The organism is Cutibacterium avidum ATCC 25577 (genome assembly GCF_000227295.1).
Taxonomy (GTDB): domain Bacteria; phylum Actinomycetota; class Actinomycetes; order Propionibacteriales; family Propionibacteriaceae; genus Cutibacterium; species Cutibacterium avidum.
Window position 1 is genome coordinate 94,560 of sequence record NZ_JH165054.1, and the last position, 15,943, is coordinate 110,502.

General features: G+C 59.9%; 9 protein-coding genes. 1 reads left to right on the forward strand and 8 read right to left on the reverse strand.

What is annotated here, in order from left to right; translation table 11 throughout:
* Positions 1-2,578: restriction endonuclease (locus tag HMPREF9153_RS00460; RefSeq protein WP_004808661.1), on the reverse strand; the 2,578-nt coding region annotated here is incomplete at its 3' end.
* A 763-nt stretch (positions 2,579-3,341) separates the two neighbouring features.
* Between HMPREF9153_RS00460 and HMPREF9153_RS11500 the strand changes: the two genes are divergently transcribed.
* Entirely contained in the window at positions 3,342-6,431 is a 3,090-nt protein-coding gene (locus HMPREF9153_RS11500; protein WP_169311826.1) for a DEAD/DEAH box helicase, read from the forward strand.
* 57 nt (positions 6,432-6,488) lie between these two features.
* Here HMPREF9153_RS11500 and HMPREF9153_RS00475 read toward each other — a convergent pair whose 3' ends face one another.
* From HMPREF9153_RS00475 to HMPREF9153_RS00505, 7 genes are all read right to left on the reverse strand, one after another.
* The gene (locus HMPREF9153_RS00475; RefSeq protein ID WP_036901328.1) at positions 6,489-8,180 is read right to left on the reverse strand and encodes a ribonuclease J; all 1,692 of its coding nucleotides are present in this window, start codon (positions 8,178-8,180) and stop codon (positions 6,489-6,491) included.
* A gap of 10 nt (positions 8,181-8,190) precedes the next feature.
* Positions 8,191-8,841, reverse strand: a complete 651-nt coding sequence (locus tag HMPREF9153_RS00480) for a lysophospholipid acyltransferase family protein (protein WP_004808666.1) — start codon at positions 8,839-8,841, stop codon at positions 8,191-8,193.
* On the reverse strand, positions 8,838-9,992 hold the full coding sequence (locus HMPREF9153_RS00485) for a glycosyltransferase (RefSeq protein ID WP_004808667.1): 1,155 nt from the start codon (positions 9,990-9,992) through the stop codon (positions 8,838-8,840). The genes HMPREF9153_RS00480 and HMPREF9153_RS00485 overlap by 4 nt, the downstream gene beginning before the upstream one ends.
* 120 nt (positions 9,993-10,112) lie before the next feature.
* Positions 10,113-11,852 carry a pyruvate dehydrogenase gene (locus HMPREF9153_RS00490; RefSeq protein ID WP_004808668.1) on the reverse strand — a complete coding sequence of 580 codons (1,740 nt, stop codon included), beginning with the start codon at positions 11,850-11,852 and terminating at the stop codon, positions 10,113-10,115.
* 107 nt (positions 11,853-11,959) lie between these two features.
* The gene (locus HMPREF9153_RS00495; protein ID WP_023032937.1) at positions 11,960-12,775 is read right to left on the reverse strand and encodes a DUF2993 domain-containing protein; all 816 of its coding nucleotides are present in this window, start codon (positions 12,773-12,775) and stop codon (positions 11,960-11,962) included.
* A 16-nt stretch (positions 12,776-12,791) separates the two neighbouring features.
* Positions 12,792-13,532 (reverse strand): 4-hydroxy-tetrahydrodipicolinate reductase, encoded by a 741-nt coding sequence (gene dapB / locus HMPREF9153_RS00500; RefSeq protein ID WP_004808670.1) that lies wholly within the window; start codon positions 13,530-13,532, stop codon positions 12,792-12,794.
* A gap of 179 nt (positions 13,533-13,711) precedes the next feature.
* Positions 13,712-15,919 (reverse strand): polyribonucleotide nucleotidyltransferase, encoded by a 2,208-nt coding sequence (locus HMPREF9153_RS00505; protein ID WP_004808671.1) that lies wholly within the window; start codon positions 15,917-15,919, stop codon positions 13,712-13,714.
* Between the last annotated feature and the right edge of the window lie 24 nt (positions 15,920-15,943).

Here is a 15,943-nt window from a genome sequence, read left to right on the forward strand (position 1 = left end):
GGACGTGGACCCCCTTGTCAGTAAGGCCGAAGCCGAACTGCTCACGACATGCCTGATCGGCGGCACGCAAAATGAAGTCGACCACCTCGACCGGGGTGTAGACGACTCCGAGGCTGGCGGCCTGAGCGGGGAAGGACTTCTTGAAGAAATCCTCGTAGAGCCGGTGGATGACCGTCTGCCGACCCGCCGGGCTCTCGACCGTTGATGCAGAGCGACGCACCGAGGCGTAGAAACCGGCCAGCGCGTCAGTCTCGGCCTGCAGCCCCTGCCCCTCCAGGGCAGTGATCATGCGTTGCATACTCACCGATACCGGGTTGGTGTGCGCAAAGCTGCCGGTGGGAAATAGCGCGTCGAACACCGGTTGGGTGATGAGGTGCTGGGACAGCATGTCGATCGCACCGTCGACGGTGATGGAGTCGTTAATAGTGGCCTGCAACCCGGCGAGGAAGGTGTCGAACTCGCCAGCCAACGGAGCATCGGTGGCGCGGGCCTGCGCCAAAATACTCGTGATGCGGGTGACCTGGTTGGAATGGATGTGAACGACATCGTCGGCCCAGGAATCCCAGTAGTCGCGCTCGCCGACCTTCTTGACGATCCGCGCGAGGATCGCGTCACGCATCTGGTTTTGGAACAGCATCGGCTGGATGGCAGCCCGCGAGCCGTTGGTGTCGTGACCGGTCTCGGGAGCGGTGCCGCCGAAGACACTGATGCCGATTTTGCCCTTGGTGTCCTTGTCCAGGTCGATGGAGTTGATCATCGCGTTGAACCGGTCGTCATGGGCGCGTAGGGCATTAAGGACGTCCCAGACCACTTTGAATCGTTTGTTGTTGCTCAGGGCTTTCTCAGGTGATTCGCTGGAATCGATCGCAACTGGGAGGATGACGTAGCCGTAGTCCTTGCCGGGGGCCTTGCGCATGACGCGGCCCACCGACTGCACGACGTCTACCAGGCTGTTGCGCGGTGACAGGAACAATACGGCGTCCAGGGCAGGCACGTCGACGCCCTCCGACAGGCAGCGGGCGTTGGACAGGATGCGGCACTCTCCTTCCGGGATGGGTGCCTTGAGCCAGGCGATTTCGTCACCACGATCGAGGGCGTTCATCGTGCCGTCAACGTGGTGCGACGCCACCTCCAGTGCAGGGGTGTCGAGGCCGCCATCAGCCGAGAGGGCCTCCGTGACCTGCGGGAACGTGGCGGCGAAGGCCTTGGATGCCATGATGTTTTGGGCAAATGCGACTGCACGCTGCATCGGCACCGGGTGGGGCCCGAAGTCCATATCGGTTGTGCGCTTGGCTAGACCGTTCCAGCAACCGATGATCCGGGCGGCATCGTCCAAACCGATCTCGCCGGTCTCATCAGCAATCTGGGACTGGAAGGTGTCGGCAATTGCCGCGTTCTCTACGCGCAGGATCATGACCTTGTAGTCGGCAAGCAGATTACGCTCTACGGCCTCCCCGAAACCCAAGCGGTGGAATTCGGGGCCGTAGAGGGACTCGTCATCCATCGACGCCAGCACGACGGAGTTTTCCTCGGCCTTCTTCTTTGCCTCCTGACCATAGATGCGAGGAGTGGCCGTCATGTACAGCCGCTTGGCGGCTGTCAGATAGGTGTTGTCGTGCACCTTGACGAAAGCGGACTCGTCCTGGCCGCCGACAAGGGAGGCACCGGTGGTGCGATGGGCCTCGTCACACAAGATGAGGTCGAATTGCTCGCCCGAGGTGCGCTGGGCCTGGGCGACGACATCGATGGACTGATAGGTGGAGAACACCACAATCATCTGCTTGCCCCGGCGACCACCGACCGCCATCTGTTCGGCAAGCCAGGCCGCGTCCGTGGTGGGGATGGGGATGTCGTGGGTGGTGATGTCCTCGGCCTTCCTGGAAGCCCGGGTGTCGGAGCAAACCACCATGGGCCGGATAGTCGTCTGGGACTGGGCCATCCATTCCTGCAGGGTCTGAGAAACCAGGGCGATGGAGGGGGCCAGGAAGAGTACCTTGAGCCGACCGCCATTCTCGGCGCACAGCTGTTCTGCGAGCTTCAGTGAGGTGAACGTCTTGCCCGTACCGCAGGCGCTGATCCACTTGCCTCGGTCGTGGGTCTGGAATCCCTCGTGGATCTTGGCGAGGGCCTCCTTCTGGTGGGGACGCAGCCCGTAACGCACAGCTCGTCGTGGCTCGAAGTTCAGACTGTCGCGGGACTGCTGCATCCAGTCGATGGGTGACTCGGCGATCTCGGTCAGGCCGATGCGCTGGACGGGGATGGACTGATCCTCGAGCGCTTTCTCTGCGTGTGTCGACCACCGATCCGTGGTTGAGATAATGATGCGGTTGGTGAACCACACGTGGCCCCACGCCTTACCCGACGCCGTGAAGAACGAGTCAATGTCTTGCTTCTGTAAAGCGTGGCCAGGGTCGTAGAACTTACACTGGATCGCCGTCCACTCACCAGTGGAGCGATTACGGGCCACTAAGTCGATACCAGAGTCGTGGGTGTTCTCGTTGTGGACCCATTGGGGCCAGGTGCGTACCTCGTCATATTCGGATGACAGCGTCGGGTCCGTCTGGAAGTAAGACACCATGAGGTCCTCAAAGCGCGCCCCCGCCGCGCCGCCGAAGGCTCTTGCCGGAACTGCTCAATAACATGATGGACAGTAGTTCGAGTAGCCACCCGATTCTCCTTGTACAGTCGGCTCCAGCGTCGAAGACCTGAGATCTTGACCATGACAGGCACGATCATAGGCCCCATCGACACGACCAATGGGCCAGTCCCCGCATGCGTCCGCTGCCCTGTTTGGGGCACGACACGCACCAATCCCCCATCACCTGCCCAGTTACCGCACAACAACAATTACGTGGCTTCTAGAGTTTTGTCATTCTGAGTAGGAGGTGACTCCGATACTCTCAGAGTACGTAACCTCCCTCATGGTTTGGAGTGTCATGTCATCTCGAGTTTTGGAACTCACGAAGTACTACTCTGAAATCCAGCGGCGATCTAATTTAGTGGACCAGGTTTTTACCGCCCAGAAGCCACATATCACCGTCGATCTGACTCAGGTGCGGGAAGGTACCCTTGATGAACGATCCGTAGCCCAATTATTCACCCTTGCGAACTCACATTCCCGGCGCCAACCGCGCAAGAGTGGCCAGCGCCGCGAGCCAGTTTGCCCCCGCCAGGACGCCCACCCGATCAAGCTCATCATTTCTCTCATCACGTTGAGGCAAAGGCGATCAAGCTCTGGGCTCCTCCTTCTCCCTGCGTCATTGACACCCGACGGCACGCTCACTGCCGACCCACAAAACGACGAGCCGTGGATCCCAGTATCCCGGCTGAGAACGCCTGGCATGACCGACCGTGAGGTGATGGTCGGAGACCTCTCATCATTGTGGAAATGGCGTCGCGGCAAGGGCGCTGAGCTTGCCTCCAACGCCGAAACCTGGCAAGACACCCTGGACCTCTGTTTCAATCTCTTTTCCGAGGTTTCCAACAATTTCAAGAATCTCGGCAAGGTCGATGATACCCAGATCATCACCAGCACGTGTTACATCACTCCAGGTGAGGTGATTACGTCCAACCGCGCGATTCTTGATCTTTACAAATATCTGGAGAACGGAGCATATTCCGCTGCTCCAGTATACGCGAACCTATTATCGCGCAATCCACAGCAGCGCCTGGATTCTGACTATCTCGATGCCAATGTCGATACCTTGAAAAAGTCAGCAATACTGTCAACGGGTAGCATGAGTGATGAATATCCCCTCACGGAATCCCAGCGTCGAGCTGTGCACGCTTTTCTCTGTGATACATCCGACGAGCCAGCATCTATTACTGCAGTCAGCGGCGCTCCTGGCACCGGAAAGACAACCCTACTGCAATCTGTCATCGCGAGCATGATCGTCACCCATGCCCTTGAAGACAAGCCGGCTCCTTTAATCGTTGGTACGTCGACAAATAATCAAGCCGTCATAAATATCATTGATTCTTTTAGTAAGGTCACCAAGAAGCAACCGGGCGTCCTTGACCAACGGTGGTTGCCTGTGGCTACAGAAGATGGTGCGACCCCAGATGCGTTACACAGCTTGGCCACATATTGCCCGTCCCAGTCCAGGATGAATGAAGCACAACGCCACGGCTACCTCACAGAAAACTTGCATAAGAGCGGTGTCTACACCTATTACTCATCACCCCAGTACATAGCCAGCGCGGCATCATATTTCGTACAACGCTTTACCGAGTACAGTCAAGCTTTCATTGCGTCACCGCCACCCACCATCAAAGATGCATTAGAAATATTACGAAATGTTCTCGTTAAATATGAGACAGCGCGCCGAGAACTTATCAAAGAACGCGCTCGGGCTGATAGTCATGCCGTCACAAAGCTGACCGAATTCAGGGAGAAGAAAGACACCCTCTCCAGAGAGCTCAAAGTTTACCGGCATCACCTGAATTCATGGACGCGGATTCTCACCGGACTCAGACAACGATCCACAAGCGTCGACCCTGCAGAGGAAGCGCTTGTGATCGACATGAACTACAAAGAAGGCGAACCTGCCCCTCATCTCAGAACTCTTGGCGAATTCGTTCGTTTTTACCAGTCAAGCATCGCCTCATCTCGGAAGCTCCTGAAGCGAATAGAACGGAGGATCAGAAAATCTGAAACTGCCGCAGCGAAAGCTCAAAAGAGATATAAAAAGAAGATTCATAGGTGCTTAACTGAGCTTAAGGTCTTCGGATCGCTGCCGGAGAAGCAACTCCAGAAACTCACTGACGCCTCCGATCTGTTAAATCTTGATCAGGTATTAGATACCACCGTCAGATATGTCGAGTTCTGGCTCGCTGTTCATATTTATGAAGCGGAATGGCTGCTTGCCGCGGATGGGGACGACCTCATCCCAGAGCGGGAACGTAACCGCACGTCACCAGAGTACATGGAAAGGTTTTGGACCCAGGTAGCCTCACTGACACCATGCTTTGTGATGACGGCGTATCAACTCCCAAAGTATTTCAGACTATGGACAAAACCAGGAGAAAAATCTGAATACGATTTGGGACGGCCTGATCTGATGATTGTGGACGAAGCCGGTCAAGTCGATATGTCTATTGGCGCGGCTGTGTTTGCGATCCCGAAACGGGCGCTTGTCGTCGGTGACGTCTTGCAGCTGTCCCCTATATGGAGCATCGACCCTGAGAGCGACAAGGAGATGACGTCAGTTTTCAACCTCGCCGGCCAGTGGGATGACATGATCAGTCGCGGTATGACGTCGTCTCAGCCCTCATCGGTGATGTCCGCGGCGACGACGGCGAGCCGTTGGCGGTACAGCCAAGATGCCAAGCCTGGACTCTTCTTGGCTGAACACTTTCGTTGCCATCACGACATTATTCAATTCTGCAACGACCTCCTATACAAGGGCCTTCTCAAGCCGTCCCGCCCCCTTGGTTCCTACAAGCTCAAAGACATAGTCGAACACCCATTTCTATTCAAGAAGATAGCCAACTCAGAAGATCAACGGAAGGGATCGAGTCGAATAAACTGCCACGAGGCCCAGGAGATTGCGACCTGGATCGCGTCCAACTTCGATTACTTTAGAGCTATCTACAATCCCAATGGCGATCCAGCAAAGGACGCGGAGATCATCGGGGTTGTCACACCATTTGCAGCCCAAGAACACTTAATCAAGAACGCCCTAGACCCTAGGTTTAGCAAAATAATTACAGTTGGCACTGCACATAAGCTACAAGGAGCAGAGAGAGAAATCGTCTTATTCTCCGCCGTCTACGGAAACAATTCAGACCAAGCGGTCTTCATTGACAAGACCCTAGAACTTATGAACGTTGCCGTGTCTCGCGCGAAAGACCTATTCATTGTCTTTGGTAGCGACCAGCGGTGGAACGGCACTGGGCCGGTGTTTAGACTAATACGCAAGCATGCGACATTGAGCGACTGCAACTTTGCTGGATCAAGGAACAACGCTCCTGTGCCACCAGCAGAAAACAGCACTCCAGTGCAGCCAGTAGTACCTGATTTCGAGCCGGTTCTACCTCCCACTGCCACACCTCAAGCCAAGAGCTACGAGTATTTTACTCCAACGCAGAAATCGTCGACTCCGGAATCCGGCGATATCAAGTTCGTCGATCGCAGAACCCCCGGATACTGCATTGCCAGGGAACTCCTCGACGCGTGGAAAAAGGAAGGTGTGCTACCCGAAGGTCAGCCAGTGCGTGCTACTCAATTGAATCAAGCTCTGTCTAAGGCCGGCCTGATTACTTACGCCATCAATGAGTGGATGCCGACAGTACATGGCGCGATGATGGGCATCGCACTGTACGAGGGCGAAGACAAGGACGGTCGACGTTATAGGAATCTCATTTACTCGCCACAAGCCCAAGCCGCGCTGACGAATTTGGTCCGCACTCACCAACTCGTCCTCAGATAAACCGAAGCTCTATCGGCTCATCGACGATGACGACACACCACGACGGGTCAACCAGGCTCAGATCTTGACGACAACCGGCACAATCATCGGTCGACGCCGCAATGACCGTGCGACCCACCGGCCAATGGTCCGACGCACCACCTGCTGCAACCGGTGGGTGTCGTCCATGCCACCCTTCATGGCGTTCTCAAGCTCGGTGACGATCTGGTCGGTGATCTCCGCGAAAACTGAGTCGTCCTCAGCGAAACCGCGAGCCTGAATCGCCGGACGGGACACCACAGTGGCCGAGCGGGTGTCGACCGCGGTGACGACTGACAAGAATCCCTCCTCCCCGAGGATGCGACGGTCGGTGAGGGTGTCCTCGGTGAGTTCACCCACCCCGGATCCATCGACGAGGATGTAGGAGGCGTCGATCTTGCCCACCACACGCGGTACGCCGTCGACGAGGTCAATAACCCCGCCGTCTTCAACGAGGACGACGTTCTTCTCATCGACTCCGGTGGCCTTGGCCAGGTCGGCGTTGGCGACCAGATGACGCACCTCACCGTGAATCGGCATGACCGCGCGCGGACGCACGATGTTGTAGGCGTACAGCAGCTCACCGGCCGCGGCGTGGCCGGAGACGTGGACCAAGGCATTGCCCTTGTGGACGACGGTCGCACCGAGCTTCGTCAGACCGTTGATGACACGGTAGACGGCGTTCTCATTGCCAGGGATGAGGGAGGAGGCCAACAAGACGGTGTCGCCCTCCCCCACCTCGATGTCGCGGTGCTCACGGTTGGCGATTCGGGCCAGGGCTGACAGTGGCTCCCCCTGGGACCCGGTCGAGACGATGACCACCTCGTTGTCACGGTAATGATCAAGCTCACGCAGCTCGATGACGGTGTTGTCCGGCACGTGGAGGTAACCCAGTTCCTGAGCCACCGCCATGTTTCGGACCATGGATCGACCGACGTAGCAGACCTTACGGTTGTGGCGGACCGCCATGTTGAGCACCTGCTGGACACGATGCACGTGAGAGGCGAAACAGGCGACGATGAGCTTCTTGTTCGCCTTCTCGAAAACCCTCTCGATGGCCGGCTCGATCTCGGTCTCGGACTTCACGAAGCCCGGCACCTCGGCATTGGTGGAATCGACCATGAACAGGTCTACGCCTTCTTCGCCGAGACGTGCGAAGGCACGCAGGTCGGTGATGCGACCGTCCAACGGAAGCTGGTCCATCTTGAAGTCGCCGGTATTGATGAGGGTTCCCGCGTCGGTGCGCACGCACACTGCCAGAGCGTCAGGGATGGAGTGGTTGACGGCAATGAACTCAAGGTCGAACTGTTCGCCGACCTCGGCGACGTCTCCCTCGTGAACGACATTGAGCTTGTATCCCCTGATGCGATGCTCACGCAGTTTGGCCTCAACCAGCGCCAAGGTCAGCTTGGACCCGTAGATCGGGATGTCGGGGCGACGTTTGAGCAGGTAGGGCACGGCCCCGATGTGGTCCTCATGGCCGTGGGTGAGCACCAGCGCCTTCACCTTGGCCAGCTTCTCATCGTCGAGGTAGTCCAGTCCTGGCAGCAGCAGGTCGACGCCGGGGTGGTCATCCTCCGGGAAGAGCACCCCGCAGTCAATGAGGAGCATCTCCCCATTGATCTCGTAGCACGACATGTTGCGTCCGACATCCCCCAAGCCGCCGAGGGGGATGATGCGCAGAACATCCGGTTTCAGATCCGGGGGTGTCGTCAATCCAGTATTAGCCACGGCGTGAAGCCTATCGGGAAACTCCGACAGCTTCGCCCCGATGTGTCCTGACCGCTTCATCAAGGGCCTGGGAGACGAAGTTCTCAGCTCGCTGGCGCAATTCCTCCCTGGCCTGGCATCGTGGCAGGGTCTCATCGGCATACATCGGCGGCCCCACCTTGGCCTCCAGCTGCGGACGACACCACTTGACTCCGAGCTTCCGCCCAGACCGCACCAGTGCCACTGGCACCACCGGGGCACCGGTGCGCACCGCCAGGACAAAGGCCCCTGGACGGAAGGTCCCTGCGGAGGTCTCGTAACAGGTGATGTCTCCCTCTGGATAAATGACGACGCAGTCACCGTCAGCCAGCGCCTGCGCATTGGCCGAGAAGAAACCTCGTACATCAGAAACGTCAACCGGAATCGTTCCGAAGGCTCGCAGGATGAGCCCTGCCACCGGGATGTCGAAGTTGGAAAGTTGCGAGTTGAACCTCAGACCGGTCGGCCAGAACACCCGCACTAGGGCCAGACAGTCGAAATCGTGGACGTGGTTGCTGACGACGATCGTCCCTGGCTCCAGATGGTGGTGTCCTCGCCGACGAAAAGCGAAGGTCACCCCGGTGAGAATCACCGCAGCTGGGCCGACAATCGTCAGATAGGCCAGTCGCTGGACCTTCTTCATCCGGTCGGCCCCGAAATGGCAGCGTCAAACATCTCGACCAGCAACCGAGCCGACCTGTCCAGGGCGTACTCCTGGCCACAGCGTGCCTGAGCCTTGCCCGCGGTCTCACGCTCCTTCGGGTGCTCCAGCCACCAATCGATGTCAGCCGCCATCCTCTCCGGATCGCGCGGCGGGCACAGACCGTGCTCGGGAACACGACAGAACTGGCTGGTGGCCGACAGCGGGCTGTCGACGATAAGGCAGGGCAACCCGACCGAGGACGCCTCCAGGGCAGCCAAGGACTCGATCTCGACGTCTGCGGGGTGAACGTAAAGGTCGGCGGCTCGCAGTTCAGCGATGAGGTCCTCCGGACGGTCGTGGCTGACGAAGCAGGCGTCAACCCCAGCGCGCTCAGCTCGCCTCTGCAACCATTCTCGCTGCGGCCCTCGACCGGCGACCACCAGACGGATCCGATCGCGATGTCGAGACCGGGCAATGGCGTCGACGAGGACCTCGATCCTCTTCTCCGGTGAGAGCCTGCCGACAGTCATGACGGTGGCAGGGCCAGAGCTGTCCAGAGCCCACGTCTCTCGTGGCGGGCCGGGCCGAAACTCTGGCGGCACCCCATTCGAGATGACGTGAAGGTGCTGGTCGTAACCGTGTCTGCGCAACTGCTCGGCGATGAATTCACTGGGGGCATGGAGGTGGGACACATCGTGGTAGAACGCCCGCCACAACATGCGATAAATGCGGTCGGCAAGACATCGAGCGTTGGCCAGGTGCACGTTGTAGGTGATGTTCTCAGGCTGGATGTGGAAACCCGAGGTGACGGGAACACCGGCATGCTGCGCCACGTGTTTGGCACAAGCCCCCAATGGCGACGGCATGACGACATGCACGAGGTCAGCCTCGGCTACCGCTGAGGAGACAATGGCCCTGACTGGGCGCGCAAGATCGACGTTCTGAAGGTCAGCCAGGTGGGTGATGAGCGGCAGGTAGAGGACGGGCACACTGACCACGGGAATCCCGCGAGTGCTGGGCACCGGGGTCGACCCGACGCTGAGTAAACGCACCTCGTGACCCTGGTCACGCAATGCGTGGGAAAAACGAAGGGTCGAGGCCGTCGTCCCATTTCCTGGTTGGAGGGCGTCGACCACAAGAAGGATCCTCATGCGGCAGCACCACCGCTGTTCATTGCCTGCATTGACGCCATCCAACCTCGGTCCCGTGATCCTGGTCCGAAAATGCCTGTGGGGCCCGTCCTCGTCGGACGGACCCCAAAACGTGATCTCTCAGAATCTTGGGATGTTACGCATGTTCGAGGTGGCCATCGAGACGGCCTCACCGGCACCACGGTTGAGCACGATCTTGCTCATGGCGGTGGCGAACCCAATCATCTGCTCACCCTTGATCTCAGGAGGCAGGGACAGGGCGTTGGGATCAGTGAGCACCTCGACGAGGGCCGGTCCGTCGAAGTCGAGGGCATCACGAAGAGCACGACGAATATTGCGCGGATCATCAACCCGCTCGGAGTGATACCCGATCGCCTTGGCAACCCCGGCATAGTTCACGTCATGGACGTCAGTCCCGAAATCAGGCAACCCATTGACCAGCATCTCCAGCTTGACCATGCCGAGGGTGGAGTTGTTGAAGACAACCACCTTGATCGGCAAGTTGAGCATACGGGCCGTGACGAGCTCGCCAAGGAGCATCGAGAGGCCGCCGTCGCCGGACACCGAAATGACCTGTCGGCCAGGGTGAGATGCCTGGGCACCGATGGCATGCGGCAAGGCATTGGCCATCGATCCGTGCAGGAAGGATCCGATGAGACGACGGGTACCCAGCGGATCGATGTAACGAGCGGTCCACACATTGCACATGCCGGTGTCAGCAGTGAAGATCGCGTCGCGGTCGGCCAGCTCGTTGAGCAGGTGAGCGACGTACTCAGGGTGGATCGGCTTCATGTGCTCGACATTGCGGGTGTACGAGCCGACCGGAGCCTTCATGATCTTGGCGTGACGCTTGATGGTGGCCTTGAGGAACTTGTCATCATGCTGCTTGAGCAGCGGGGTGACAGCGTTGCACAGGGCCTTGACGTCGGCGTGGATCGGGAAGGAGACGTCGGTACGACGACCCAACTTCTCCGGGCGATTCTCAACCTGAACCGTGAGGGTGCCAGGCAGGAACTGGTTGTAGGGGAAATCGGTTCCCAACAGGATCAGTACGTCGGCATCATTCATGCCCTCGGCTGCGGCACCGTAACCCAGCAGACCGGTCATGCCGACGTCGAAGGGGTTGTCGTACTGGATGAAGTCCTTGCCGCGCAGGGAGTGACCGATCGGGGCCTTAAGCTTGTCGGCCAGGGCCAAGACCTCGTCATGGGCACCCTCGACGCCGGCACCGGCGAAAATGGCAACCTTCTTGACGTCATTGAGAAGCTTAACGAGCTGACGGACGTCCTCCGGGTTCGGCTCGGTGGAGGGACGACGGCTCGGGACGAAGACCGGCGACGGAGCGGCAGCCTTCTTGTCGGTGATGTCGCCCGGGAGGGTCACGACCGAGACGGTGCTGCCCGCGACAGCATGGCGAATGGCCGAGTTGACGACGCGAGGTGCCTGCTCAGGGGTCGAGACCAGCTCGCAGTAGTCAGAGCATTCCACGAAGAGGCGATCCGGGTGGGTCTCCTGGAAGTAGCTCATGCCAATCTGGACGCTGGGGATGTGGGAGGCGATGGCCAGAACCGGGACCTGGGAGCGGTATGCGTCGAACAGACCATTGATGAGATGCAGGTTGCCCGGACCACAGGAGCCTGCGCAGACAGCCAGCTCGCCGGTCAGAGTTGCCTCGGCAGCAGCGGCGAAGGCCGCAGCCTCCTCATGACGAACGTGGACCCAGTCGATACCGCCCTTGACAGAACCGCCGGTCCTGCGAACTGCATCAACGACGGGGTTCAGGGAGTCACCGACGATGCCGTAGATCCGTCGCACCCCCGCATCGAGGAGCTGTTGGACGAGCTGTTCGGCAACATTCATGAAAGGGACCTCCACGGAACTGACGACATCTGATGAGCGGCCAAGGGGCCGCTCATCAGCATACGACTTCTTGGCCTAGCCTCACCTCATCATTCGCGCCAAGCTGATCACTTTCCGGTGAGGTCGGACAATTTCACCTCGGTCCCGACAAGGGAAAACTCCAATCCCTTCGGCGTCGCCTTGAGGGATTCGTAATGCAGATTACCCAGATCGGGGAGGGTGAATCGATCTGTGATGCCTTCCAGAACGGAGTTGAGCAGGATGTCCGGAATCGGAATACCGTCCAAGCTCGCCGATGGGCTCGTCAACGTCACCCGCCGCGATGTGGTCTCGACGCCAGGAACGGCTGAGATACTGACACCCACTCGAGCTCCCAGAACCGACATGTCGCGCACAATGGTCACCTTGCCGTTCTCACCGGCGTCATCGTTGTACGTAATCTTGCCGCCTGCCAGCCGAGACAGCTCGGGCCAGTCGACCCGGCCAGTTGCAGACATCGTCTCGGCGACCGTCCGGGATTCCTCACGGGCATGACGGATCCCATTGGCGTGGATGTTCACGTCATGGAAGGTCACCGTCGTCTCGTCTCGAGCGACGGTCGCCGTCGGTATGGTCGCGTCAAGTCCCTGGAGCTCGTCGGTCAGCAAGACCCCGAGGAAGGGGCGATTGCGGATCGCGACACCGACGCTTGACTCGTCGGCCCCGAATGACTTCGCAATATTGGCCGCGATGGCCTTCTCACTTCTCGCCCGGAAGGTCTGATCGGTGATCACTGCCGCAACCGCGACCAAGGCGATGACGACGATGATGACGAGCCACTTGATGAGGCGGTGGTGACGACGATCACGTCCGACCGTCACCACCGCCCCGGTATCAATCTGAGGCCTGGGCGGCAGCACCTGAGTCGGCTCAGACGGCGTCATCGAGAAATCAGGACGCTCATTCAAGTCCGAGCAACCCTTCGATGCCGATGGTCAGACCCGGACGGTCAAGGACACCGCGCACGCCGGTGAGAACGCCCGACATGAAGGAGACGCGGTCCATCGAGTCATGGCGGATGGTGAGGGTCTCCCCCTCGGCTCCGAAGAGCACTTCCTGGTGGGCGACGAGGCCGCGCAGGCGGACACCGTGGACGTGGACCCCGTCAACGACGGCTCCGCGAGCCCCGTCGAGCTGGCTCTGGGTGGCATCCGGGACCTCTCCCATGCCGACCTTCTGCCGGGCAGCCGCGATCTTGCCAGCGGTCGTGCGGGCGGTGCCTGAGGGGGCATCGACCTTGTTGGGATGGTGCAGCTCGATGACCTCGACCGACTCGTAGAACTTCGCAGCCTCCTCGGCGAAGTGCATCATGAGCACGGCGCCAATGGAGAAATTCGGGGCGACCAGGCAGCCGGTGTTGGGATGGTCGGCGAGCTGGTCGCGCAAGGTCTGGTAGCGGTCTTCGTCAAAACCCGTGGTGCCGACGACGGTGTTGATCTCGTGGTCGATGGCCCAGGCGAGGTTGTCCATGACGGCGTCGGGGGTGGTGAAATCGACGACGACATCGGCTCCCTCAGCGGCTGAACGATCATCGCCACTGTCGATGGCGGCCACGAGCTCGGTGTCCTCGGCTTCCTCGACGGCCTGGCACACCGAAGCTCCCATACGTCCCTTGGCTCCGAATACGGCAACCTTGATCATCTGGACCTTCCTTCCTGACGACGGCACCTGCCCGGCGCCGCGTCCAGACTACCCAGATGCTCTGACGTTCCCGAGGAATGGTCCATCCGCGCACAACGAACGGGATGCCCTGGCGAAAGTGCCAGGACATCCCGTTGATGTCAGTCCCTCACAGGATCAACGACTCCAGGATTGATGACTCACTCCTCGGTGTCGTCGTCCTCCTCGTGGGAGGCCAGGACCAGGGAGAACTTGCCCCGGTCGTCGACCTCAGCGATCTCAACCTCGATCTTCTGACCGACCGACAGCACGTCCTCGACGGCCTCGACGCGCTTGCCCTCGTTGAGGTCACGCATCTTGGAGATGTGCAGCAGGCCGTCCTTGCCAGGCAGCAGGGAGACGAAGGCACCAAAACTCGTCGTCTTAACGACGGTGCCTAGGTAACGCTCCCCCACCTCAGGCATCTGCGGGTTAGCGATCGCATTGATCATCGTACGAGCAGCCTCAGCGGAATCGCCGTTGTCGGCTCCGATAAAGATCGTGCCGTCATCCTCAATAGAGATATTGGCGCCGGTGTCGTCTTGGATCTGGTTGATCATCTTGCCCTTGGGGCCAATGACCTCACCAATCTTGTCTACCGGGATGTGCACGGTAATGATGCGCGGAGCAGTAGGAGCCATCTCATCGGGAGAGTCGATGGCGTCATTCATGACCTCGAGGATCGTGGTACGAGCCTCCTTGGCCTGCTTGAGGGCACCCGCCAGCACATCGGCAGGGATTCCGTCGAGTTTGGTATCGAGCTGCAGGGCGGTCACGAACTCACTGGTACCAGCGACCTTGAAGTCCATGTCGCCGAGGGCGTCCTCGGCTCCCAGGATGTCGGTCAGCGCAAGGTACTTGGTCTCGCCGTCCTCGTTGGTCTCGCTCATGAGGCCCATCGCGATGCCAGCGACCGAGGCACGCAGCGGCACACCTGCATTGAGCAGGGCCAGGGTCGAGGCGCAGACCGAACCCATCGAGGTGGAACCGTTGGAGCCGATGGCCTCAGAAACCTCACGGATGGCGTAGGGGAACTCCTCGCGGGTCGGCAGCACTGGGATGAGGGCACGCTCAGCGAGGTTGCCGTGACCGATTTCACGGCGCTTCGGGGAGCCAACACGGCCAGTCTCACCGGTGGAGTACGGCGGCATGTTGTAGTTGTGCATATAGCGCCGCGTGGTCTCCGGGGACAGGGTGTCGAGCTTCTGCTCCATGTCGAGCATGTTGAGAGTCGACACACCCAGGATCTGCGTCTCGCCGCGCTGGAAGAGGGCGGATCCGTGAACGCGAGGAATGATGCCGACCTCAGCTGAAAGGGCGCGGATATCGCGAGGTCCGCGACCGTCGATACGCACACCTTCATCGAGGACGCGCTTACGCACGATCTTCTTCATGACGGCCTTAAAGGCGCCAGAGATCTCAGCCTCACGCTCCGGGAAGGTCTCGGCGAGCTCAGCCTTGATACGAGCCTTGAGCTCGGACTCAGCCTCCTGACGCTCCAGCTTGGCAGCGATCTGCTCGATGCGGGAGAGCTCGTCGGCAGCCTTCTCCTCGACGGCGGCGTAGACGTCATCCTCGTAGTCCTTGAAGACCGGGAAGTCGTAGGTTTCCTTGGGCAGCTTGGTGGCCAGGGCGACCTGGGCGTCGCACAGCACCTTGATGAAGGGCTTGGCGGCCTCCAGACCGGTGGCGACGACCTCCTCGGTCGGAGCCGTGCGTCCGCCACGGACGAGGTCCCAGGTGGCCGGGGTGGACTCAGCCTCGACCATCATGATGGCGACGTCACCGTCGGCGAGCACTCGGCCGGCGACGACCATGTCGAAGGTCGACTCCTTGCGCTGCTCGACGGATGGGAAGCACACCCACTGGTCGTCGATGAGAGCCATCCGGACGCCACCGATCGGGCCGGAGAACGGCAGACCAGCGAGCTGGGTGGACATCGAGGCGGCGTTGATGGCGACGACGTCGTAGTAAACGGCCGGGTTGAGGGCCATGACGGTCACGACGACCTGGACTTCATTGCGCAGACCCTTGACGAAGGAGGGGCGCAGCGGGCGGTCGATGAGACGGCAGGCGAGGATGGCGCCCTCAGACGGGCGTCCCTCACGGCGGAAGAAAGAGCCTGGGATACGTCCGGCAGCGTACATGCGCTCCTCGACGTCAACCGTCAGCGGGAAGAAGTCAATGGAATCGCGGGGAGTCTTGGCAGCCGTGGTGGCCGACAGCAGCATGGTGTCACCATCGAGGTAGACGGCGGCGGATCCATCCGCCTGCTGAGCCAGCAGTCCCGCCTCGAAGCGGACGACGTGCTTGCCGAATTTTCCATTGTCGATGATGGCCTCGGTGAATTCGAGTCCGGGTCCCTCCACAGGGATGTCCTTTCGCAGGGCCGA